A 22,999-nucleotide genomic window follows, 5' to 3' on the forward strand; every position below is an offset into this window, starting at 1 on the left:
CATCCGCTGCCGGGGCCCCTTCCCGTACCGCCCGCTCCCGTACCGCCCCGCTACAGCTTCTCGACCGGCGCGTACCGCAGCACCAGCCGCTTCGGCTTCTCGTCGCCGAAGTCGATCGTCGCCTGGGCCTTGTCGCCCTCGCCCTGCACCGCCATGACCGTGCCGAGCCCGAACTGGTCGTGCGTGACGCGGTCGCCGACCTGGAGGGAGATCACCGGCTTGTCGCCGGCGCGCCGGGTGGCGAAGCCGGAGGGGCCGGAGCGCGCGCGGGAGGAGGAGAGCGAGGAGGTGATCCCCGAGGTCGGCCCGGCGGGCTTGACCATCGGACCGGTCCGCTTCCACTCCAGGTACGCGGGCGGGATCTCCTCCAGGAAGCGCGAGGCCGGGTTGTACGAGGGCTGGCCCCAGGCGCTGCGCATCGACGAGCGGGTGAGGTAGAGCCGCTCACGCGCGCGCGTGATGCCGACGTACGCGAGGCGCCGCTCCTCCTCCAGCTCCTTCGTCTGTCCGAGGGCGCGCATGTGCGGGAAGACGCCGTCCTCCATGCCCGTCAGGAACACCACCGGGAACTCCAGGCCCTTGGCGGTGTGCAGGGTCATCAGGGTGATGACCCCGGAGCCCTCCTCGTCCTCGTCGGGGATCTGGTCGGAGTCGGCGACGAGGGCGACCTTCTCCAGGAACTCGGCCAGGGTCGCGGGCTCTTCGCCGCGCTCCTGCTCGAACTCGAGGGCCACCGCGGCGAGTTCCTGGAGGTTCTCGATGCGGGTCTCGTCCTGCGGGTCGGTCGAGGCCTGGAGCTCGGCGAGGTAGCCGGTCCGCTCCAGGACTGCCTCCAGGACGACGGCGGGGCTGGCGCCGGACTCGACGATGGTGCGCAGCTCGTCCATGAGCGCGTTGAACCGCTTCACCGCGTTCGCCGAGCGGGCGGCCATGCCGTACGCCTCGTCGACCCGCTTGAGCGCCTGCGGGAAGGTGATCTTCTCGCGCAGGGACAGGGCGTCGATCATCGCCTCGGCGCGCTCGCCGATGCCGCGCTTGGGGACGTTGAGGATGCGGCGCAGCGGGACGTTGTCCTCGGGGTTGGCGAGGACGCGGAGGTACGCGAGGACGTCCCGGACCTCCTTGCGCTCGTAGAAGCGCACGCCGCCGACGACCTTGTAGGGCAGTCCGACGCGGATGAAGATCTCTTCGAAGACGCGGGACTGGGCGTTGGTCCGGTAGAAGACGGCGACGTCCCCGGCCCTGGCCTCGCCCGCGTCGGTGAGCCGGTCGATCTCGTCGGCGACGAACTGGGCCTCGTCGTGCTCGGTGTCGGCGACGTAACCGGTGATCTGCGCGCCCGCGCCCGCGTTGGTCCACAGGTTCTTGGGGCGGCGGGACTCGTTGCGCTCGATGACGGCGTTGGCGGCGGAGAGGATCGTCTGGGTGGAGCGGTAGTTCTGCTCCAGGAGGATCGTCGTCGCGTCCGGGTAGTCCTCCTCGAACTGGAGGATGTTGCGGATGGTCGCGCCGCGGAAGGCGTAGATCGACTGGTCGGCGTCGCCGACCACGCACAGCTCGGCCGGGCCGAGGTCCTCGTAGCCGGTGCCGACGAGCTCGCGCACCAACGTGTACTGGGCGTGGTTGGTGTCCTGGTACTCGTCGACGAGCACGTGGCGGAAGCGGCGCCGGTAGTGCTCGGCGACGTCGGGGAACGCCTGGAGCAGGTGGACCGTCGTCATGATGATGTCGTCGAAGTCCAGGGCGTTGGCCTCGCGCAGCCGCGCCTGGTACATCCGGTACGCCTCGGCGAGCGTCTTCTCGAAGCCGTCGGCGGCCTGGTCGGCGAAGGTCTCCTCGTCGATCAGCTCGTTCTTCAGGTTCGAGACCTTGGCGCTGAACGACTTCGGCGGGAACTTCTTCGGGTCGAGGTCCAGGTCCCGGCAGACCAGCGCCATCAGCCGCTTGGAGTCGGCCGCGTCGTAGATCGAGAAGGAGGAGGTGAAGCCGAGCTTCTTCGACTCGCGGCGCAGGATGCGCACGCACGCGCTGTGGAAGGTCATCACCCACATCGCGTTGGCCCGCGGTCCGACGAGCTGCTCGACGCGCTCCTTCATCTCGCCGGCGGCCTTGTTCGTGAAGGTGATCGCCAGTATCTGCCCGGGGTGGACGTGCCGGGTGCCCAGGAGGTGGGCGATGCGGTGGGTGAGCACCCGGGTCTTGCCCGAGCCGGCGCCGGCGACGATGAGCAGCGGGGTGCCCGTGTGGACGACGGCGGCGCGCTGCTGCTCGTTCAGCCCCTCCAGGAGCGCGGCGGGGTCCACGACGGGCCGGGGGTGGCCGTCGCGGTAGTGCGTCTCCCGGGCGGGCGGAGGCGCGTCGAAGTGCTCCCCGAAGAGGTCGTGCGGGACCTCCTCGTCGGCCGGGGAGCCGTGCTCCTCGTCCTCGGGGTGGGGCGGCGGCTCCTCCGAGTGGTTCTGGAGGCCGGCCAGGAAGCTGTCGTCAAAGAGGCTGCTCATCGCCTCACGAGTCTAGGACGCCCCGCGGACATCCGGGTCCGCCTTGGGGACGGAGCCTGTGGAAGGGCTCACACCGGGCGGCCCCGGTGGCCCCGGCGGCCCGCACCCGGCGGCCCGGCGGCTCACACCCAGAGGGTCGCGATGAAGATGTTCGCCGTGGTCAGGCCGCCGACGGCGGCGAAGAGGCCCTTGTCGACCCTCTCCTCGTCCCGCTTGACGTAGACGAGGCCGAGGACCACGACGAGGATCGCCAGCTTGATGCCGATCTTGAGGTTGTTCACGGTGTGGTCGTCGGCCTGGTTGAGGCCGACGAGCGCGATGCCCGTGATCAGCATGGTCAGCGCACCGTGCAGCATCGCGGGGCTGAAGCGGGCCGTACCCGCGCCCATCGCCTTCATCTGGGTGAGGAAGCCGCCGAGGAGGGAGGCGATACCGATGATGTGCAGGGCGACGAAGACATTGATGAGTACGTCCATGGGGCGGAGCCTAATCGGGGCCCTACCACCGCTCTCCGGCCGGGTCCACTCCCCTCGCCGCTTCGGTCGGACGGCTGCCGGAATGACCCCGTCCCCTCACTCCGGGCGAAAGGGATCGGTCCCCGACACGTCAACTGTCGTCAATAGCGGTCAACTCCCCGCCCGGCCGTGACCCCAGGTTTAGCGTCCTCCACCAGGTGACCGGCTCCCCACCACCGCCGGTGTTCCGGCGGCGTCGGTCACCCCCGCCGAGAAAACCCGGCGGCGGTCCGTCTCCCCTGTGCGGTCCGCCGCCGGCCCGGCGGCCACCGTCCCCCAGGGAAGAGGATGTGACCCGCCCTCGTGGCAGCGCACCGAAAGTCCAAACAGTCCCCCCTCGGCAGCTCGGCGGTCCGCACCGCCGCCACCCTCGCCCTCGCCTCCGCGGCGACGGCGACGCTCTTCGAAGGGTCCGGACACGCGGACCCCCGGCTCACCACCGCCCAGGTCAGGGCGAAGGTCGACCGGCTCTACGAGGAGGCCGAGGTCGCGACGGAGCGGTACAACGGGGCGAAGGAGAAGGCCGACGAGGCGCGCACCGCCTTCGACCGGCTGCGCGACGAGGCCGCCCGCAGGACCGAGCGCCTCAACACCGCCCGGGACGCGCTCGGGGCCGTGGCCGCCGCCCAGTACCGCTCCGGAGGGCTCGACCCCGCCGTCCAGCTCGTCCTCACCTCCGACCCCGACCAGTACCTGGAGCGGGCCGCGCTCGCCGAGAAGGCCGGGGACCGGCAGGCGGCCGCCGTCACGGCCGTACGGCGCGAGCTCGCCGCGATCCGTCAGCTGCGCGGCGAGTCGGCGGGGGAACTGACCGCACTGCGCGGACACGAGGCGGAACTGCGGCGGCAGAAGGCGGCCGTGGTCGGCAAGCTGGCGGAGGCCAGGGCGCTGCTCGCCCGGCTGACCGCGGAGGAACGCGCGCGGTACGAGGCGGCCGCCGCGGCCCGGGACGGCTCCGGCTCCTCGACGCGGACCGACGGCCCGAGCGGTACGGGCACGGCCGGCGCGTCCCCGACGGTACGGGCCGACCGCTCCTCGGGCGGCGAGCGCGAACCGGTGACCGCCCCCGACGGCCGGGCCGCCGCGGCCGTCTCCTTCGCCCACGCCCAGCTCGGCAAGCCGTACGTGTGGGGGGCGACCGGCCCCTCCGCCTACGACTGCTCCGGCCTCACCCAGGCGGCCTGGCGCGCCGCCGGCGTCTCCCTGCCCCGCACCACGTACACCCAGATCAACGCCGGCCGGCGCGTCTCCCGCTCCCAGCTCGCCCCCGGTGACCTGGTCTTCTTCTACTCCGGGATCAGCCACGTCGGGCTCTACATCGGCGGCGGCCAGATGATCCACGCCCCCCGGCCGGGCGCCCCGGTGCGCATCGCCCCCATCGACGAGATGCCCTTCGCCGGGGCCACCCGGGTCGGCTGAGACCCCGCTCAGACCAGACGGCGGGCGGTGGCCCAGCGGGTCAGCTCGTGGCGGTTGGAGAGCTGGAGCTTCCGCAGCACCGCCGAGACGTGCGACTCGACCGTCTTCACCGAGATGTAGAGCTGCTTGGCGATCTCCTTGTACGCGTATCCCCGGGCGATCAGCCGCAGCACCTCGCGCTCCCGCTGGGTGAGCCGGTCCAGGTCCTCGTCCACCGGCGGCGCGTCCGTCGAGGCGAAGGCGTCCAGGACGAAACCGGCGAGGCGCGGCGAGAAGACGGCGTCGCCCTCCTGGACGCGGAAGATCGAGTCGACCAGGTCGGTCCCGGTGATCGTCTTGGTGACATAGCCGCGGGCGCCGCCCCGGATCACCCCGATGACGTCCTCGGCCGCGTCCGACACCGACAGGGCCAGAAAACGGACCGGGTCCTCGGCCGCGCCCATCAGGCTCGCGCAGCGCCGCAGCACCTCGACCCCGCCGCCGCCCGGCAGGTGCACGTCGAGGAGGACGACCTCGGGGCGGGTCGCGGTGATGACCGTGACCGCCTGGTCGACGTCGGCGGCCTCGCCGACCACCTCGACGCCGGTGACCTCGGTCCGGCCGATCTCGGCCTGCACCCCGGTGCGGAACATCCGGTGGTCGTCGACGAGCACCACCCGCACCCGGCGTCCCGTGCCCGGCGCTTCCGCATCGGCTCCGGTCGTCGCTCCGGTCTCGTCGCTCATCCGTCCGCCCTCTCCATCTCGAGCTCCACTTCGGTGCCCCCGCCCTGCGGTGACCGCAGCCGGGCCGTACCGCCGTTGCGCTGCATACGGCCGATGATCGATTCTCGTACGCCCATCCGGTCCTCGGGCACCGAATCCAGGTCGAAGCCCGGCCCACGGTCCCGCACCGAGACGAAGACCGTACGGCCCTCCACCTCGGCGTACACCTGCACGGCCCCGCCCTCGCCACCGTACTTGGCGGCGTTGACCATCGCCTCGCGCGCGGCCTGCATCTGCGCGGCCAGCTTCTCGTCGAGCGGGCAGTCCCCGACGACGACCACCTCCAGCGGAACCCCGTGCTTGTCCTCGACCTCGGCCGCCGCTCTCTTCACCGCCTCCGCGAGGGTCTCGGGCTCCTCGTCCCGACCGGTGCCCTCGGGCTTGTAGAGCCAGTTCCGCAGCTCGCGCTCCTGCGCGCGGGCGAGGCGGCGCACCTCGCCGGGGTCGTCGGCGTTGCGCTGGATCAGGGTCAGGGTGTGCAGCACGGAGTCGTGGACGTGGGCCGCGACCTCGGCGCGCTCCTGGGCGCGGATGCGCATGGTCCGCTCGTCGTTGAGGTCCTGCGACATGCGGACCAGCCAGGGGCCGGCGAGGAGCGCTATGCCGGTGAGGACGGCGACGGCGGCGGTGACGGCCGTGCCGAACTGGGCGACGGAGCCGCGGACCACCACGAAGACCGCGAGACCGGTGCCGACGAGGCCGACGCCGACGAGGCCGCGGACGAGCTGGAACGCGCGCTTGCTGCGCCCGGTGTCGGTCCAGCTGGCCCGGCGGGCGTTGTCCGCCTGTCTCCAGACGAGGACGACGCCGACGGCGATGAGGATCAGCGGCCATATGTAGCGCCCGGTGTCGTTGTCCACGCTGACGTTCCCGACGAGGGCCGCGAGGCCGATGCCGAGCGCGATCAGGGCGACGACCTGGCCCCGGTCGGGCTTGCGCAGTCTGCGGCGGCCGTCCGAGGTGGTCTCGAAGAGGGAGCGCGGGGCGGACCTTCCGCCGACGCCGAGCGGGACGACGATCCAGAAGACCGCGTAGAGCACGATGCCCAGGCCGTTCGAGAACGACAGCACCACGAAGAGCGCCCGCACCCAGACGACCGGAAGGCCGAGGTGGCCCGCGAGACCGCGTGCGACACCGCCGAGCCACCGCCCGTCGGCGCTCCGGTAGAGCCTGCGCACGGGCGGTTCGTCGGTCTCGGTGACACGAGCGGTTGCGGACATGCACCGATCGTCACACGTTCGGCCCGCCCCGGACATCAGGGTCGGCCCTGAGATCGTCCCTGGTACGGACTCGGGGACGGAGGCCCCGTGAATATCAGGGTCGGGCCAGGGTCGGACCCGGTGCCGCGGAACGTCACGGGCCGTCACCATGGAGGCATGACGAGTTCGACGCCTTCGCAGCACGAGGCCCCGCCGCCGGCGGAGGCCGATCCCGCCCCGCCGCTCCGGCGCTCGCGCGGAAGCAACGTCGTGGGCGGCGTCTGCGGAGGTCTCGGGCGGCGCTTCGACCTGGACCCGGTGATATTCCGGGTGGTGATCGGCGTGCTGTCGGTGACGGGCGGCCTGGGGCTGGTGTTCTACGGCTTCGCGTGGCTCCTGATCCCGCTCGCGGGCGAGGAGGAGAGCGAAGGGCGCGGGCTGCTGACGGGCCGGGTGTCCGGGGCCTCCCTGGCGGCCCTGCTGATGGCGCTGATCGGCTGCGGGATCTTCCTGTCGACCCTGCACAGCGGGGAGATGCTGGGCTTCACACTCATGCTGTCGCTCGCGGTGTGCGGGGCGGCGGTCTGGTCGCAGCGGCGTCGGGTCGGCGGCGAGACCGAGGGCAGGCCGGACGCGCCGACCGTCCTCACGGTCGCCGAGGCACCGCCCGAGACCAAGGCGCCGCCGCTCTTCGAGTCCCCCTCCTGGTGGAAGGACCCGATCGTCAAGGACGGCTCGACGGGCAAGATCGCCGTCGGCTATCTGTGGGGCCCGCACGGGATCCTGGACGAGGACGGCCGGGTGAACGGCGAGGTGCCGAAGCCCGGCAGCCAGTGGGGCCCCGACCCGGCGGCGCCCGGGCGCCCGGCACCCTCCGTCCGCCGGAGCCCGCTCTCCATAGGAGGGCTCGTCTTCCTGCTCGCTCTGATCGCGGGCGGTCTCGGCACGGGCCTGACGTGGGACACCCACCCGCTGGGCACCAGCCTGCAGATCGGTCTGGCGGCCGCGCTCGCGGTGTTCGGCCTGGGCCTCGTCGTCAGCAGCCTCGTCGGACGGACCGGCTTCGGCACGGTCTTCCTGACCGTGATCACGGCGAGCCTGCTGGCCCTGACGTCGGCGCTGCCCGATCGCATCACCACGGACTGGGTCCGCGAGACCTGGCGGCCCGCCTCGGTCGCCGCCGTGCGGCCGGACTACGAGCTGGGCACCGGGGTCGGCACGCTCGACCTGTCCCGGCTCCCGCTCCCGGCCGGCACGACGGTGACGACGCGCGCCTCCGTGGGCGCCGGGCGGCTGAAGGTGATCGTCCCGAAGAGCGCGGTGGTGAAGCTGCACGCCCAGGTGAGCCTGGGCGATCTGCAGCTGCCGGGGGCGCCCGCCGGCGACATCGACATCGCGCCGGACCGTGACGTGACCCGGACGCTCGACCCGCCGGCCGGGACCGCCCCGGCGGGCACCCTGGACCTCTCGCTGGAGGTCGGACTCGGACAGGTGGAGGTCACCCGTGCTGCTTCATGAGTTCCGCCCCGGCCGGCTGCTCGTCGGCCTGACCGCCCTCGCCCTGGCCGCGGCCTACGCGGGCGACGCCGCCGACGCCTGGACGACCCCGTGGTACGCGGTGATCCCCGTGCTCGGCGGCGGCCTCGGCACCGCCGCCCTCGCGACCTGGGTCGCCTATCGAATACGGCGTCGTTCGGCGAGGAGCCGGTCCAGTGAGAGCACCGGGGCCCCGGCCAGCAGCAGCGGGAGCCAGGACATCAGGTAGGCCAGGTCGTTGCCGAGGTAGTACGGGTGCACCTGCCAGCTCACGGTCAGCCAGAGGCTCAGCGAGATCAGGGCGCCGCCGAGCGCCGCCAGTCGGGCGAAGAGACCGAAGAGCGTCCCGAGCCCGACGGCGAGCTCGCCGAAGGCGATGGCGTATCCGAAGCCGGCCGGGTTCTTGAGGGCGAGGTCGACGAGGGCGGGGATCGCGGAGCTGTCGCGGACGCCGCGCATCATCTCGCCGATGGAGCCGCTTCCCGTGTCGGCGAAGAAGGCGGAGTCGGTGAGCTTGTCGAGTCCGGCGTAGATGAAGGTGACCCCGAGGAAGATCCGCAACGGAAGGAGGGCATAGCGGGAGGCGGTCGCCTTCCACAGGTCGAAGGTGGCCTTCCGCTCACCGAAACGCTCACCGGCCCCGTCCGGGTCACCGGCCCCGCCCGGGCCACCGATACCACCCGGCCCGGCCGAGGCACCGGTACCAGCGGCCCCACCCCGGCCACCGGTACCAGCGGTCCCGCCCGAGGCACCGGCGCCGCCTGTCCCGCCCGAGGCTCCAGTGCCGTCGGTCCGGTTCGGGTCGTCGCCCGTGTCGTGTCGTCGGTTCGTCTGTCCCGTCATCGTCGGTCACCTCTCCACGCCCCGGACGACTGTTCGCGGAACGATTCTCCTCGCACCTGCCGTCGGAAACACGGGAAGGGGGCCCGGACGTTCAGTCCACGACGTCGATCGTGACCCGGTTGGTCTCCACACCGGCCGCCGTGACGACCGAGACCTCCACCCGGCCCGGTTCCACGTCCGCCGGGAGGGGGACGGTCAGGGTCGCGTCGGTGGGGTTGGCGAAGCCGCCCGGGACGGGGACCAGCGGCACATGGGCGTGGACGGCACCGATGCGGACGACCAGGCGGGTCAGCGGATCGGGGGCGCCGGCGCCGGGCGGGACGAAGCCGCAGCCGCGGATCTCGATGTCGTCGCCCGTGCGGATCGGGGCGTCGAGGTCGCCCGCCTCACGGGACCGGACCACGGAGTGGATCGTGGGGCGGACGCCCTCGGTGACCTTCGCGGCGAGGTGCCAGGCCGCCGACACGCCGACGAGCAGCACCAGGGACCAGGGCACCTCGGGCAGTCGGTCGGGGTCGCGGGCCAGGCCGACGGCGGCCAGGGCGAGGACGGCACCGGAGACGAGGAGGTACTGCACGTCGGCGAGGGCAGCCCGGCCGCTGTCGTCGCAGACCAGGTCGGCGGCGCGCGGACGGTCGGCCCGCACCTTCTGGAGGCGGCCGGCCGCGATCCCCCGCGCGACGACGAGACGGGCGGTGACGGTGACGGAGGCGACGAGGGCGAGGACGGTCAGCAGACCGGCACCCCGGTTCAGACCGAAGGCGGTCGCGCCAGGCGACCGGAAGACCAGGAAGAGGAGGGTGAAGCCGAGGAGCAGCAGCCAGCCGGCGGCGACGGCGCGGGTGGTGGAGAGCCGGTTGTCCTCGCCGATCAGCGGGGCGAGGAGGCCGCCCCGGGCGCGATGGGCGTGGGCGGCGGCGCTGAGGAGGACGGCGAGGACCAGGGCGGTGCAGAGGCCGGCCGTGCGGGCGCCGGTCCAGCCGCCGCCGATGGCGGTGAGGGCCTGACCGAGGAGGAGGGCGAGGACGGCGCCCCAGACGGCGCCGAGGCCGCCGCGGCGTACGCGGTCGAGCCAGGCGAGTCCGGCTTCCCGGCCGCGTACGGCCACCGCGCGGGCGGACTGGGCGAGCTCGTCGGAGACCCACTGGCGGGCGGCGACCGGCGAGTGGGCGACGGCGGCGGGGACGCCGTGCCCGGCGGCGAGCTCGTCGCGCCGGGCCAGGAAGGCGGCGACGGCGCGCCGGTGCCCGGCCTGCCCGCAGTGGGCGCAGCCGGCGCAGGCCGTCGCGTGCTCGCCGTAGTGTCTCGCCTCTTGAACCGCCACGGTGCTCACTCCCGAGCTCACTGCACGGCACGCTTCGATCCGCTTCGACGCGTCCGGGCGCGGCCCGAAGGGCCAACCAGCCGTTGATTCCACGGAATTGTGCCGTACCGGCGGCTTCCGCGCCCGTCGCGTGCGCCCCGCCGGAGAGTGATTGCCGCGCCATCTCATTGACGTACAGAAGGGTGAAGCGATGGTGTTACGACAGGAGTTCGGGTTCCGTGCGGCTGATCCTGCGCCACAGGGGCTGGTAGTTGATCCAGGCGACGAGGTCGCTGCCGAGCTGTTCCCGGGTGGCGACCGCCTCGCGGTGGTCGATGAGCACCGGTTTGCCGGCCGCCCGGGCGGTGAGCTGCACCTGGGCGCAGCGTTCGAGGGCGATGAACCACCAGGCGGCCGCGTCGACGGAGGTGCCGACGGTGAGCAGGCCGTGGTTGCGGAGCACGATCGCCTTGAAGGTGCCGAGGGCGACGGCGATCCGGCGGCCTTCCTCGGGATCCACGGTGACGCCGGTGAAGGCGTCGTAGAGGGCGTGGTCCTGGTAGAAGGCACAGGCCTCCTGGGTGATCGGGTCGAGGAGTTCGCCGAGCGCGGCGAGGGCCCGGCCGTGGACGGAGTGGGTGTGCGCGACGGCGACGGCGTCGGGCCGGGCGCGGTGGACCTGGGCGTGGACGGTGAAGGCGGCCTGGTTGACGTGGTGGCCGCCCCGGACGACCTGCCCGTCGCCGTTGACCAGGATGAGGTCGCTCGCGGTGAGCTCCTCGAAGGGGGCGCCGAAGGGGTTCACCCAGAAGCAGTCGGGGTACTCCGGGTCGCGGGCGGTGATGTGGCCCGAGACGCCCTCCTCGTACCCGAGCCGCCCGAAGATCCGGAGCGCGCCGGCGAGCCGCTGCTTGCGGTGGACGCGTTCCTCCTCGGCCGTCGCGTGGACGGGCGGCAGGGCGAAGTGGAGCCGTTCGACGGGGACGGGATCCGGTGTCACGCTCATGCGCCGGAAGGTAACGCCCGGCCGGTCAAGTCACCAGAGTCCGGACGGGAACACGACGAAGCCGCCGCCCCGGAGGACCGGGACGACGGCTTCACGCGCGGGCGGGAGCGTCTACTCCCACTCGATGGTGCCCGGCGGCTTGCTCGTGACGTCAAGGACGACGCGGTTCACGTCGGCGACCTCGTTGGTGATGCGGGTCGAGATCTTGGCGAGCACCTCGTAGGGCAGGCGCGACCAGTCGGCCGTCATGGCGTCCTCGGAGGAGACGGGACGCAGCACGATCGGGTGACCGTAGGTGCGGCCGTCACCCTGGACGCCCACGGAGCGGACGTCGGCGAGGAGGACGACCGGGCACTGCCAGATCTCACGGTCGAGACCGGCCGCGGTGAGCTCCTCGCGGGCGATGGCGTCGGCCTCGCGCAGCAGGTCCAGGCGCTCCTTGGTGACCTCGCCGACGATGCGGATGCCGAGGCCGGGGCCGGGGAACGGCTGGCGCTGGACGATCTCCTCGGGCAGGCCGAGCTCCTGGCCGACCATGCGGACCTCGTCCTTGAACAGCTGGCGCAGCGGCTCGACGAGCTGGAACTCGATGTCCTCGGGGAGGCCGCCCACGTTGTGGTGCGACTTGATGTTGGCGGTGCCGGTGCCGCCGCCGGACTCGACGATGTCCGGGTAGAGCGTGCCCTGGACCAGGAAGGCGACCTCGGGGCCCTCCTCCTGGAGGATCTCCAGCTGCGCCTGCTCGAAGACGCGGATGAACTCGCGGCCGATGATCTTCCGCTTGGTCTCCGGGTCGGAGACGCCGGCGAGCGCGTTCAGGAAGCGCTCCTGCGCGTCGACGACCACCAGGTTGGCGCCGGTGGCGGCCACGAAGTCCTTCTCGACCTGCTCGGTCTCGCCCTTGCGCATGAGGCCGTGGTCGACGTAGACGCAGGTCAGCTGCGAGCCGATGGCCTTCTGCACGAGCGCGGCGGCCACGGCGGAGTCGACGCCGCCGGACAGACCGCAGATGGCGCGCTTGTCGCCGACCTGGGCGCGGATGGCCGCGACCTGCTCCTCGATGACGTTGCCGGTGGTCCAGCTGGGCTCGATGCCGGCGCCGCGGTAGAGGAAGTGCTCCAGGATCTGCTGGCCGTGCGTGGAGTGCAGCACCTCGGGGTGGTACTGGACGCCGTACAGCTTCTTCTCGTCGTTCTCGAAGGCGGCGACCGGCACGACGTCCGTGGAGGCGGTGACGGCGAAGCCCTCGGGGGCGGCGGAGCAGGCGTCGCCGTGCGACATCCACACGGACTGCTCGACCGGGGTGCCCTCGAAGAGGGTGGAGCCGGCCTTGGAGACGTGCAGCGGGGTCCGGCCGTACTCGCGGGCGCCGGTGTTGTCGACGGTGCCGCCGAGGGTCGTCGCCATCAGCTGGAAGCCGTAGCACATGCCGAAGACGGGGACGCCGGCCTCGAAGATCTCGCGGTCGAGACGCGGGGCGCCCTCGGCGTACACGGAGGACGGGCCGCCGGAGAGGATGATCGCCTTCGGGTTCTTGGCCAGCATCTCGGCCACCGGCATGGTGGACGGGACGATCTCGCTGTAGACCCGCGCCTCACGGACGCGACGGGCGATGAGCTGGGCGTACTGGGCGCCGAAGTCGACAACGAGGACTACGTCCGGGTTGGAGACGTCGGGCGCGGCAGCGGGAGTCGCTGATGACACTACGGCGGCCTTCCGGCGGTAGGAGAGGTTTCCCTGGCGAGGTTTCCTGAGGGGTTCCGAGGAGCCCTGAGGGTTCCCTCGAAAGGGGGGCTATTTGTCGATTCTACCGGCGCGCCGGTGACTCTTTTCGTCTCACCATCCGAACCCGGGTTGTGACGGGGTGCGCGAAGGGGGCCATACTGTCGCCATGCGCAAGCACTCGACCTTCGTCTTTACCTATGGCAACCGGCCCACCGGCTGCCATGGTCGTGCTGCTTGAGCAACTGACAAGCGACTTCCCAGGCGCCCCGGGCCGACAAGGCCCGGGGCGTTCTGCTTGTCTCCGGGCGATGTCGCCCCGGGGCTCCCGGACCCGACACCCCAAGGAGCCCCGCCATGACGACCACCACCACCGCGAAGACCCTCACCGAGCAGACCGGCGCCCGCACCGACGAGGCGGCGACGCTGATCGGCGACGCCCGCGGGCGCATCGACGCCCTCGACGACCGGATCATCGGCCTCATCCAGGAACGGATGGCCATCTCGACCGTCATCCAGGAGGCCCGGATCTCCTCCGGCGGCCGCCGGGTGAACCTGGCCCGCGAGATGGAGGTCCTCGGCCACTACAGGGACGCGCTGGGCAAGCCGGGCACGGCGCTGGCGATGACGATGCTGGAGCTGTGCCGGGGCCGCATCTGACCGACGCGCGCCGGGGCCACGTCTGACCCGATCCGCGCCGGGGCCGTATCCGACCTGGCCGTGCCGGGGCCGTATCCGACCTGGCCGTGCCGGGGGGCATGTCCGACCGACCCGCGCCGGGGCGCATCCGGGTGCGTGCCCGTACCCGAGTTCGGTACGGCTCTCACCCGTACGGCGCGTGACCGGCTCCGGCCGGGCTTCGTTGGTCCGGTTGTCCGTGCCAGCCAGGGGCGGGCCCGAAAGAAACCACGCGTGGCTTCGCTGGAGCGTGTGGCGTACCTCTCGGGTACGTCGTGGGACCTCGCACCAGCGCGCGTGACCGGACAGCAGGGGACAGCAGCCCGGTCACCCAGAAAGGGCGGTCGGTCCCGGGGACGCCCGGGGCCGGCCGCAACCGGCCGATCCCCCGATCCTCCCCGTCCCCCTGATCCCCGATCCCCTCCCCCGCGGCGCAACCCCCCGGCGCCGCCCCGCTCGGCACCGCAGCTGCCCTGACACCGGTGCCGACCCCGAGGGCCCCGCGCCGCGACCGGAATCGCGAGCGCGGGGCCCTCCCCCATGCCCGACGGCGCAGCCCCCCGACAGCACCCATCAGACGTGACGCGCGTCACACGAAGAACCTGTGCAACCGCTACAACCAATCCCACCGGTCGCGGGTCATCTATGCAGCAACACCAGAGCTGGAAGGGCGCTGCACTCGGAGGGGGGTGCAGCGCCCTTTCATCTGCTCGTCCACGCGTGGCGGCCGTCAGTCCTTCTTCGGCGGGACCGCCGGGATCCCCAGGAACGGCAGCCGCAGGGCGCCGAAGGCCTCGGAGGGGACGGCGGGGGACTTCGGTTCGATCGCCGAGAGCCGTACGTACACCTCGCCCTGCCGCGGGCGCGGGTCCTCCTCGCCCTTGTTCGGCCAGAAGGACATGGCGCGCTCCGCCTGGGCCGTGATCGTCAGGGACGGGTTGACGCCGAGGTTGGCGGAGACGGCCGCGCCGTCGACGACGGAGATCCCCGGGTGGCCGAAGAGCCGGTGGTACGGGTCGATGACGCCGGTCTCGCCGTCGGCGCCGATCGGGCAGCCGCCCAGGAAGTGCGCGGTGAGCGGGGTGCCCATCAGCTCGCCGACGTTGGATCCGGCGAAGCCGTTGATCTCCTCGGCGAGGAGGGTGGCGGCCTGGGTGGCCTCCGGGATCTGGACCGGGTTGGGCGCACCGTGCCCCTGGCGGGCCGTGAGCAGGCCCTTTCCGAGGCCGCCGGGCTTGCGGTAGGTCGTGAGGGAGTTGTCGAGGGACTGCATGACCAGGCCGATGATGGTCCGCTCGGACCAGTGCCAGTTGGAGAGCGAGCGGACGGCGAGCGCTGGGTGCTTGAGCAGGTTGAGGAACCAGTTCCGCACCCGGTGGGCGCCGTAGGGCACCTGGAGGACGGTGAGGCTGCCCATGGAGTTGGAGCCCTTGCCGTACCGGACCGGCTCGATGTGGGTGTTCTCGTCCGGGTGGACGGACGAGGTGATGGCGACGCCCCTGGTGAAGTCGGCCTTCTCCTTGCCGTGCCGCTTGCGGTAGCGGCGGTCGGTGGTCTGGGCGCCGACCAGGCCCTCGGAGTTGGTGCGGGTGAGCTCGCCGAGCCGGTTCGAGATCCGGGGCAGCAGTCCGCTGTCCTTCATCCGGTGCAGCAGGGTCTGCGTGCCGTACGTGCCGGCCGCGATGACCACGCGGCGGGCGGTGAAGGTCCGGCCCTTGCCCTTCTTCCGGTTGTCGGTGGGCAGGGTCTTCACCGCGAAGCCGCCCCGCGAGTCCTCGGTGACGGTGACGACCGTGGTCATGGGGTGGACGGTGGCACCCGCCTTCTCGGCGAGGTACAGGTAGTTCTCGTTGAGGGTGTTCTTGGCGCCGTGGCGGCAGCCGGTCATGCACTCGCCGCACTCGGTGCAGGCGCGCCGGGCCGGGCCCGCGCCGCCGAAGTAGGGGTCGGCGACCTCCTCGCCGGGCTTCGCCCTCGACGTGCCGACCCCGTCCCCGTCGACGGCGTCGAGTCCGTCCCCGAAGAAGACGCCGACGGGCGCCATGTGGAAGGTGTCGCCGATGCCCATGGCCTGGGCGGCGGACTTCAGGTGCACGTCGGAGGGGGTCATCGTCGGGTTGAGCCGGACGCCGAGCATCCGCTTCGCCTGGTCGTAGTACGGCCGCAGCTCGTCCTGCCAGTCCGTGATGTCCTTCCACTGCGGGTCGTCGAAGAAGGGCTTGGGCGGCACGTAGAGGGTGTTGGCGTAGTTGAGGGAGCCGCCGCCGACGCCGGCGCCCGCGAGCACCATGACGTTGCCGAGCAGGTGGATGCGCTGGAGGCCGTACAGGCCGAGGGCGGGGGCCCACAGGAAGTTCTTCAGGTCCCAGGAGTTCTTGGGCAGGGTCGCGCGGGTGAAGCGGCGCCCGGCCTCCAGGACGCCGACCCGGTAGCCCTTCTCGGTGAGGCGGAGGGCGGTGACCGAACCGCCGAAGCCGGAGCCGACGACCAGGACGTCGTAGTCGTACGCGGTGTCGTCCGCGAGCTCCTGATTTTGGGTAGGGGGTACCGCGGCCATGGCTCTCCTCGTGCGGAAAGGTGTGAAAAGGGCGGGAGGGACTGGACGTCAGCGCAGGCGCAGGGCCTTCATCGCCTTCAGGGACGCGCTCATGAACGCGGCGTACTTCTCGTCGTCCATCCCGAAGGAGGGCGCGAGCGGGATCAGCCGCTGCTGGGCGACGGTCTGCGCCTCGGTGTACTTGAGGATGCCCTCGGAGCCGTGGCGGCGGCCGAGCCCGGAGTCCTTCATGCCGCCCATCGGGGACTGCACGCTGCCGTAGGCCGGGGCGTACCCCTCGTTGATGTTGACGGTGCCGGTGCGCAGCCGGGCCGCGACGGCGTGGCCGCGGCGCGAGTCCTTCGTCCAGACGGAGGAGTTGAGGCCGTACGGGGTGGCGTTGGCGAGCTCGACGACCTCGTCCTCGTCCGTGAAGCGGTAGACGGAGACGACCGGGCCGAAGGTCTCCTCGCCGCAGACGGCCATCGGGGCCTCGACGCCGTCGAGGATGGTCGGCTCGTAGAAGAGGGGGCCGATGTCGGGGCGGGCGACGCCGCCGGCGACGAGCGTGGCGCCCTTGGCGACGGCCTCCTCGACGTGCTTCGTGACGGTCTCCAGCTGCCGCTCGCCGACGAGGGAGCCCATGTCCGCCCCGTACGCGAGGGAGTTGCCGAGGCGCATGGCCTTGGTGCGGGTGGCGAAGCGGTCGAGGAAGGCGTCGGCGATCGACTCGTGCACGTACAGCCGCTCGATGGAGATGCAGAGCTGTCCGGCGGAGGAGAAGCAGGCGCGGACGGCTCCGGCGGCGGCCTTCTCGATGTCGGCGTCCTCGAGGACGAGCATGGCGTTCTTGCCGCCGAGTTCGAGGGAGACGCCGACGAGCCGGGCGGCGGCGCCCCGGGCGACCTCGCGGCCGGTGCGGGTGGAGCCGGTGAAGGAGACGTAGTCGGCGTGGGCGACGACCTCGGGGCCGACGACCGGGCCCTCGCCGAGGACGACCTGGAAGACCTCGGCGGGCAGTCCGGCCTCGATGAGCAGGTCTCGGGCCCAGAGGGCGGTGAGCGCGGTCTCCGTGTCGGGCTTCATGACGACGGCGTTGCCCGAGACGAAGGCGGGGAGCGCGTCGCCGACGGAGAGCTCCAGGGGGTAGTTCCAGGGGGCGATCTGGCCGACGACCCCGCGGGGCTGGCGCAGCTCGGTGACCTTGGTGAGGGTCGGCACGACGCCGGTGTGGCGCTTGGCGCGCAGGTACGAGGCGGCCTTGCGACCGTAGTGGCGGGCGGCGACGGCGACCGCCTGCACCTCCTCGTGGGCGTGCAGGCGGGCCTTGCCCGTCTCCAGCTGGATGAGGTCGAGGACCTCGGCCTGCCGCTGGAGGACGAGGTCGTGGAAGCGCAGGAGGACGGCGGCGCGGGTCCTGACCGGGGTGGCGGCCCAGGCGGCCTGGGCGGCACGCGCGCGCGTGAAGGCCTCGGCGACGTCCTCGGGGGTGGACTCGGGCAGGTCCGCCAGCTTCTCCCCGGTGAAGGGGGTGTGGTTGGCGGTCCGGCCGGAGCCGACGACTCCGCGCGTGAGCCGGGCGACCAACTCGGGCGTCACGACGTCGGCGGCGGTCCGCGCGCCGACGGGCGCGGGCGCGACCGGGTTGGTCGCGCCGGCGGGCACGGCCGGGCGGGCCGACTCGGCGGCGGTGTCGGCGGGAACCGTGAGGGCGGCGGGGGCCTGCGAGTCCGTCATGGGGCCGAGCGTAGGCCGCGTTCCGACCTTTGGGTACCCGTCGGTAACGCGTTTTCACCGTCCACACACATCACGCCAGCGATCACTGGCACATAAGCCCTGATCAGGGGCTTACGGCCCCTGGAGGCCGCCCGTGGAGATTTTTCCGCCCCTCAGTCCCCCGGCGCGCGCCAGTGCCGGACGACGATGTCGAACTGCTCCCGGGTGGTCTCCCAGCTGGACTCCGGCGAGGACATGTAGATGGCGTACTCGGTGCCGTCGTCCTCGTAGTACATCTGGTCGATCGCGTGCCGCGGCCCCGGGAAGTTCTTCTTCTCGGTCCAGGTGAACTCCCACAGACAGGAGCGGACCTGGTCGCGGTAGGTGACCTGGTCGAGCTTGACCCGGTTGTAGTTCATGCGCTTCCCCAACTGGCGCTCCAGGTCGAGGGCGTGCACGTACGGGTTCTCGAAGTCGGGGCTGCGGTCGATGCTGATGCGGATGCGGTGGCGGCCGTTGTCCGGGGTGTAGTCGATCTGGTCGCCCTCCGTCTGGCGCTTCCAGCCGTCCGGCACGAGGAGGCTGAAGCCCTCCCGGTCCTTGACGCGGTGCCAGCCGGCCGGGATGTCTTCGCTCGCGCCCTCGGTGGCGGGGGACGTCGTCGTCCGCCCGCCGTCGCGGGCATGGTCGCGGTCGCCGCCCGCGTAGTTCATGGCGGCGAAGACGGCGCCGCCCGCGACGACCCCGGCGAGCAGCGCCGCGAGCACGGCGGTGCGCCAGCGGCCGCGACCGGAGGCGGCCGGGGAGGCGGGGACGAGCGTGGGGTGCTGCGGGGGGACGGGTGACGGCTGGGACTGATGGCTCTGGTGAGGCTGGTGTCCCTGGTGAGTCTGGTGAGTCTGGTGAGGCAGAGAGGACTGGCTGGGCTGGCTGGACTGGTGAGGCAGGTGCGCCTGGTGGGGCGGATGGGGCCACCGCGCGGTGGCCTTCCCCGGCTCGCCGGACGCCAGGCTCTCCGTGCCGGTGCCCGTACCGGTGCCGACGGCGTCCGCGCTACGCGCGTCGCCGCCCGGCCCGTGCGCGCCCGCCGCCGAGTCCAGGTCCTCCCTGGCCACGCGCTGGGTCGGCACGTACGCCTGTGCCGCCGCCGGCGCGCGCCCCTCCATCGCGTCGAGCAGCATCCGCTCGGCCTCGTCCGCGCGCGGGCGCTGCGCCGGGTCCTTGCGCAGCAGTGCCACGATGACGGAGGCCAGCGGCCCCGCCTTCTCCGGGTGCGGCGGCTCCTCGGTCACCACGGCCTGCATGGTGCTGATCGGGGAGGTGCGGCGGAACGGCGAGGTGCCCTCCACCGCCGTGTACAGCGTGGCGCCGAGGGACCAGAGGTCGGAGGCGGGCCCCGGGTCGCCGCCCTGCACCCGCTCGGGCGCCAGGTAGTCGATGGAGCCGACGATCTCGCCGGTCCGCGTGATCGTCGAGTCCCCCTCGATCGCCGCGATCCCGAAGTCGGTGATGAGGACGCGCCCGTCCCGCGCGAGCAGCACGTTGCCCGGCTTGACGTCCCGGTGCAGCACCCCGGCCGCGTGCGCGGCGCGCAGCGCGCCGACGACGTGCAGCCCGATCCTGGCCGCCTCGCGGGGCTCGATCGTGCCGGCCTCCTTGGCGGCGTCGGCGAGCGAGGGCCCGTCGACGTACTGCATCACGATCCACGGCCGGTTGTCGTGCTCCAGGACGTCGTGGACGGTCACCACGCCCGGGTGCGTGATCCGCGCGGCGGCCCGCGCCTCCTTCTGCGTACGGGCGTGCAGAACGAGCCGGTCGGCCTCGGCCACGAAGCGACCCGCCGTCAGCTCCTTCACCGCCACCACGCGGTGCAGCACCTCGTCGTGCGCGCGCCAGACCTTGCCCATGCCGCCGCGCCCGATGGACTCGCCCAGCCGGTAGCGACCGGCGAGCAGCAGCCCCGATCCTGTGCCCTGAGAAGCGCTCTGAGAATGTTCCACTTGCCCCCGCCCGTTCCTTCTGATGCCAGGTTACGGAGGGGGGCGCGGCCGACGGAACCTCGGGGCGGTCATAGGAACAGCACTGTGACCGGGGGCCGGTGGGACATTCGTATCAGCGTCCCGGACGGAACCCCTTCGTCGCCTGCTCGTAGACCTCGGAGACCTTGTCCCGCTCGCTCTCCGGCCCGATGACCTGGACGACGTGGTACCGACCGCCGTCGATCAGGGCGAGGTTGCGCACGAACACCTCGCGGCCCGTGCTGTCCAGCCAGGTGTAGTCGCCCTCCGCCGTCGGCGTCCGGCCGATGTCCACCCGGCGTGCCCTCACCACCTGCGACCAGCTGGAGGACCGGTACGGCGCCAGCTCGCGCTCCTTGGCGTTCTGGTATTCCAGCGGATCCGCGCCGTTGTCGCGGACGCTGTCCCGGCCGGGAACGACGATCAGCGTGAAGTCGCCGCCGCTGTAGCGCACTTGCCCGGCGTCGTTGATCGGGCTGCGCCGCCACCCCTTCGGGACCCCGATCCGGAAGCCCTCCGGGTCCTGGCGGAGCTCGTACCCGGCGGCGAGGGCGGGAGCCGGGGGATCCGCCGGGGGCGGGGTGGTGGCCGGTCTGGTGGTCGGCTTCGCGGTCGGTTCGACGGTCGGTTCGGCGGACGGCTTCGTGGTCGCGGGCGGGCCGGACGCGGAGCCCGTCGCGGTCGTGGGCGTGGCCGGCGCGGCGGGCCGCTCCTCCTTCCCCGGCATGAACAGGACGGCGTACGCGACGGCACCCACGAGCAGCAGGAGGACGAGGACCAGGAGCGTACGGCCCAGGGAGCGGGGGGAGCCCGGGGTCCGGGAGGACGACGCGCGCGCGGAGGACCGGGGGGCGCGCGGGGCGCGCTGCGGGATCTCCCCGTCGAACTCCTCGCGGTAGCCGTCCCTGGGCTCCTCGTGGAAGCCGCCCCGGGGCTCCTCGCGGAACTCCTCGCGGTCATCCGGCTGTACGCGCGCGTGGCTGTACTCGTGGTCGTGCGGGGCCTCCTGCCGGGCGGCGGGGCGCGGGTCCTTGCCGCGCTTGTGGCGGTGGCGGCCCGCCCCCGCTCCCCCGCGCCACCGGCGCACCAGCTCGCCGCGCCGGCGCACGATCGGCAGCCGCGCCTCGTCGAAGGACGGCAGCGGTACGACTCCGAGCCCGGCGTCCGGCTCCGGCGCCGAGCGGACGAGGGAGCGCAGCCAGCCGCGCAGCTCCTCGAAGTCGGGCCGCTCGGTGGGGTCCTGACGCAGCAGGGACTCCACGACCGGGCGCAGGGGCCCGCACTCCTCGGCGAAGGCCGGCGGCTCGGCGCAGACCAGCTGGACCAGCTCGGTCGCGCTGTCCTCGGGGTACGGGGCATGTCCCTGGACGGCCCGGTAGAGGAGCGCGCCGAGCGCCCACAGGTCGGTGGCGGGACCGATCGGAGGGGCGAGGCGCCAGTTCTCGTGCACGGGCCCGGCCTGCTCGGGCGCCCAGCGCTCGGTCACGGCGCCGACGACCGCGATCCGGGTCTGGCGGGCGCGCTCGGCGGCGAGCCGCGTGGTCGGCCCCCGGTGCGCCTGGGCCGGGATCGCGACCGGCGCTTCCTCCCGGGCGCCGGCGGGGACCGGGAGCGGCGCGGGCTCCGGGGTCGCCGCGGTGTACCCGGCGGGCAGGGCCGGACGGCCCGAACCGGGCAGCAGGGGGCCGCCACCGGCCGGGATCGGTCCGGAGCCGTCGCGCGAGGCGTGCGGGCCGTCGCTCCAACTGCCGGCCAGCATCACGCGCGGCGGCGGGCCGGCCTGCGGGCCGCCGCCGTACGGCTCGTCGCCGTCGTCCTCGTCGTCCTCGTCCTCGGCCACCCGCGCCCACCACTGCGGTTCGGGCGCGCCGGACGCCTGTGACGTCGGCGGCGGGGGCGGCCCCGGCGGCTCCGGCGGCGCGGGGCGCTGGACCGGGAGCGCCCCGGTCTCGCCGAGCCGGGCGGCGGCGCGCGCACCGGCGCGGTACGCGGCGATGGCCCCGGCCCGCGCGGCCCGCACGTCGGCGGTGGGCGGCGCGACCACGGGCCGCGTCTCGGCGGCGGCGGGCGTGGCCCGCCCGTAGGGGTCGGCACCGTAGGAGTCGGGGGCGTCGGGACCGTAGGAGTCGGGGGCGTCGGGACCGTGACCGGTGCCGCTGCCGGTGCCGCTGTCGGTGTCGTGGCCGGTGTCGGTGCCGTCCGCGTACGGCTCGCCGTCGAACCCGCCGTCCTCCTCGTACACCTCCACCTCGTACGTCTCGGAGCCGTACCCGTCGGGCGCGTACCCGTCCGATCCGTACCCTTCGGAGCCGTACTCCTCGGAGCCGTCCCCCTCCGTCACGTACCCCTCGGCGCCGTACTCCTCAGGCCCGTACTCCTCCAGTGCGTACGGATCGGCGACGTACGGATCAGCCGGGTAAGCGCCCTGCCCGGGCACCGCCGGCTCGTGGACCTCGCGTCCTCCCTGCTCTTCGTGTTCCTCGTGTTCCTCGTCTTCGGGCGACGGGGGCGGTGCGAACGCGTCCGGCGGTTCCGGGACCGCCGCGTAGCCGCAGAGGGCCTCCTCGGCGGCGCCCACCGCGAGGCCGCTGAGGACCACGCGGCCGTCGTCGCAGACGAGCACGGTCCGGGCGGTGATGTTCCGGTGCACCCAGCCGTGGGCGTGGAGGGCGCGCAGGGCGGTGAGGACGTCGGCACCTATCTCGGCCGCGCGGTACGGGTTGAGGGGCCGCTCGGCGAGCAGCGCGGCCAGCGGTCTGGCCGCCACGCGCTCGCTCACTATCCACAGCGAGCCGGCCTCCGCGAAGACGTCGAAGACCTGGTCGAGTAAAGGGTGGTCGGGGATCTGCGCGGCGGCCTGGGCCGCCTCGATGGCCCGGCGCACGACCGGTTCGGCCGGTCGGCGGGTGGCCGCGCCCGATCCGCCGTGGGGATCGGGGGGACCGCCCCGTCCGTCGAGCACCTCGGCGTCGACGAACTCCGGCAGCGGCACCTGGCGGACCAGGACCTCCTGCCCGCTGTAGGTGTCAAACGCGCGTGTCTCCACCAGGTCGTACGCGTCGGCGTCCGCCGGTGGCAGCGGCAGGCGGTAGCGGTCGGCGAGCACCCTTCCCGCGTAGTCGTCCACGACGCCTCCCCACGCGCGCACGATGTCCCCGTGGACCCGCGGATCCCTCGGGATCGCGCGGGCCTGTCAGTTTCGGTCCGGCACCGCGCAGTTGTCGGCTCTGTTCGGCTGCGTTCGGT

Annotated in this window: 15 protein-coding genes; 3 read left to right on the forward strand and 12 right to left on the reverse strand. The window is 72.9% G+C overall.

Annotated elements, in window-relative coordinates; genetic code table 11:
* Positions 1-50: 50 nt before the first annotated feature.
* On the reverse strand, positions 51-2,498 hold the full coding sequence (gene pcrA / locus ACIGW4_RS11330; RefSeq protein WP_123454812.1) for a DNA helicase PcrA: 2,448 nt from the start codon (positions 2,496-2,498) through the stop codon (positions 51-53).
* A 122-nt stretch (positions 2,499-2,620) separates the two neighbouring features.
* Positions 2,621-2,974 carry a hypothetical protein gene (locus tag ACIGW4_RS11335; protein ID WP_398710222.1) on the reverse strand — a complete coding sequence of 118 codons (354 nt, stop codon included), beginning with the start codon at positions 2,972-2,974 and terminating at the stop codon, positions 2,621-2,623.
* Between the two features lie 342 nt (positions 2,975-3,316).
* Here ACIGW4_RS11335 and ACIGW4_RS11340 point away from each other — a divergent pair, with 342 nt between their 5' ends.
* The gene (locus tag ACIGW4_RS11340; protein WP_398710220.1) at positions 3,317-4,432 is read left to right on the forward strand and encodes an NlpC/P60 family protein; all 1,116 of its coding nucleotides are present in this window, start codon (positions 3,317-3,319) and stop codon (positions 4,430-4,432) included.
* Between the two features lie 8 nt (positions 4,433-4,440).
* Here the strand turns inward: ACIGW4_RS11340 and ACIGW4_RS11345 are convergent, their stop codons facing one another.
* Positions 4,441-5,157, reverse strand: a complete 717-nt coding sequence (locus ACIGW4_RS11345) for a response regulator transcription factor (RefSeq protein WP_359591008.1) — start codon at positions 5,155-5,157, stop codon at positions 4,441-4,443.
* Entirely contained in the window at positions 5,154-6,416 is a 1,263-nt protein-coding gene (locus ACIGW4_RS11350) for an ATP-binding protein (RefSeq protein ID WP_123454803.1), read from the reverse strand. The genes ACIGW4_RS11345 and ACIGW4_RS11350 overlap by 4 nt, the downstream gene beginning before the upstream one ends.
* 156 nt (positions 6,417-6,572) lie before the next feature.
* On the opposite strand from ACIGW4_RS11350, the gene ACIGW4_RS11355 reads away from it, so the two are divergent.
* Positions 6,573-7,913 carry a PspC domain-containing protein gene (locus ACIGW4_RS11355; RefSeq protein WP_399579865.1) on the forward strand — a complete coding sequence of 447 codons (1,341 nt, stop codon included), beginning with the start codon at positions 6,573-6,575 and terminating at the stop codon, positions 7,911-7,913.
* 156 nt (positions 7,914-8,069) lie between these two features.
* On the opposite strand, the gene ACIGW4_RS11360 is transcribed toward ACIGW4_RS11355, so the two are convergent.
* From ACIGW4_RS11360 to guaA, 4 genes are all read right to left on the reverse strand, one after another.
* On the reverse strand, positions 8,070-8,531 hold the full coding sequence (locus tag ACIGW4_RS11360; RefSeq protein ID WP_093878672.1) for a DoxX family protein: 462 nt from the start codon (positions 8,529-8,531) through the stop codon (positions 8,070-8,072).
* Positions 8,532-8,865: 334 nt separating this feature from the next.
* Complete coding sequence (locus ACIGW4_RS11365) at positions 8,866-10,098, reverse strand: hypothetical protein (RefSeq protein ID WP_399579867.1); 1,233 nt, start codon at positions 10,096-10,098, stop codon at positions 8,866-8,868.
* 196 nt (positions 10,099-10,294) lie between these two features.
* Positions 10,295-11,083: a class II aldolase/adducin family protein gene (locus ACIGW4_RS11370; protein WP_123454793.1), complete on the reverse strand. Its 789-nt coding sequence runs from the start codon at positions 11,081-11,083 to the stop codon at positions 10,295-10,297.
* Positions 11,084-11,194: 111 nt separating this feature from the next.
* Positions 11,195-12,787 (reverse strand): glutamine-hydrolyzing GMP synthase, encoded by a 1,593-nt coding sequence (gene guaA / locus ACIGW4_RS11375; RefSeq protein ID WP_123454790.1) that lies wholly within the window; start codon positions 12,785-12,787, stop codon positions 11,195-11,197.
* Positions 12,788-13,162: 375 nt separating this feature from the next.
* Between guaA and ACIGW4_RS11380 the strand changes: the two genes are divergently transcribed.
* Positions 13,163-13,465 (forward strand): chorismate mutase, encoded by a 303-nt coding sequence (locus ACIGW4_RS11380; RefSeq protein WP_398710211.1) that lies wholly within the window; start codon positions 13,163-13,165, stop codon positions 13,463-13,465.
* Positions 13,466-14,213: 748 nt separating this feature from the next.
* On the opposite strand, the gene ACIGW4_RS11385 is transcribed toward ACIGW4_RS11380, so the two are convergent.
* From ACIGW4_RS11385 to ACIGW4_RS11400, 4 genes are all read right to left on the reverse strand, one after another.
* Positions 14,214-16,040 carry a GMC oxidoreductase gene (locus ACIGW4_RS11385; protein WP_399579869.1) on the reverse strand — a complete coding sequence of 609 codons (1,827 nt, stop codon included), beginning with the start codon at positions 16,038-16,040 and terminating at the stop codon, positions 14,214-14,216.
* A gap of 48 nt (positions 16,041-16,088) precedes the next feature.
* A complete protein-coding gene (locus ACIGW4_RS11390) occupies positions 16,089-17,756 on the reverse strand; it encodes a succinic semialdehyde dehydrogenase (RefSeq protein WP_399579870.1) in 1,668 nt (555 codons plus the stop codon).
* 152 nt (positions 17,757-17,908) lie between these two features.
* Positions 17,909-19,735 carry a protein kinase gene (locus tag ACIGW4_RS11395; protein ID WP_399579872.1) on the reverse strand — a complete coding sequence of 609 codons (1,827 nt, stop codon included), beginning with the start codon at positions 19,733-19,735 and terminating at the stop codon, positions 17,909-17,911.
* A gap of 112 nt (positions 19,736-19,847) precedes the next feature.
* Positions 19,848-22,880, reverse strand: a complete 3,033-nt coding sequence (locus ACIGW4_RS11400) for a protein kinase (RefSeq protein WP_399579874.1) — start codon at positions 22,878-22,880, stop codon at positions 19,848-19,850.
* Positions 22,881-22,999 lie beyond the last annotated feature (119 nt).

The organism is Streptomyces sp. NPDC053513 (assembly GCF_044544765.1).
GTDB lineage: Bacteria > Actinomycetota > Actinomycetes > Streptomycetales > Streptomycetaceae > Streptomyces > Streptomyces litmocidini.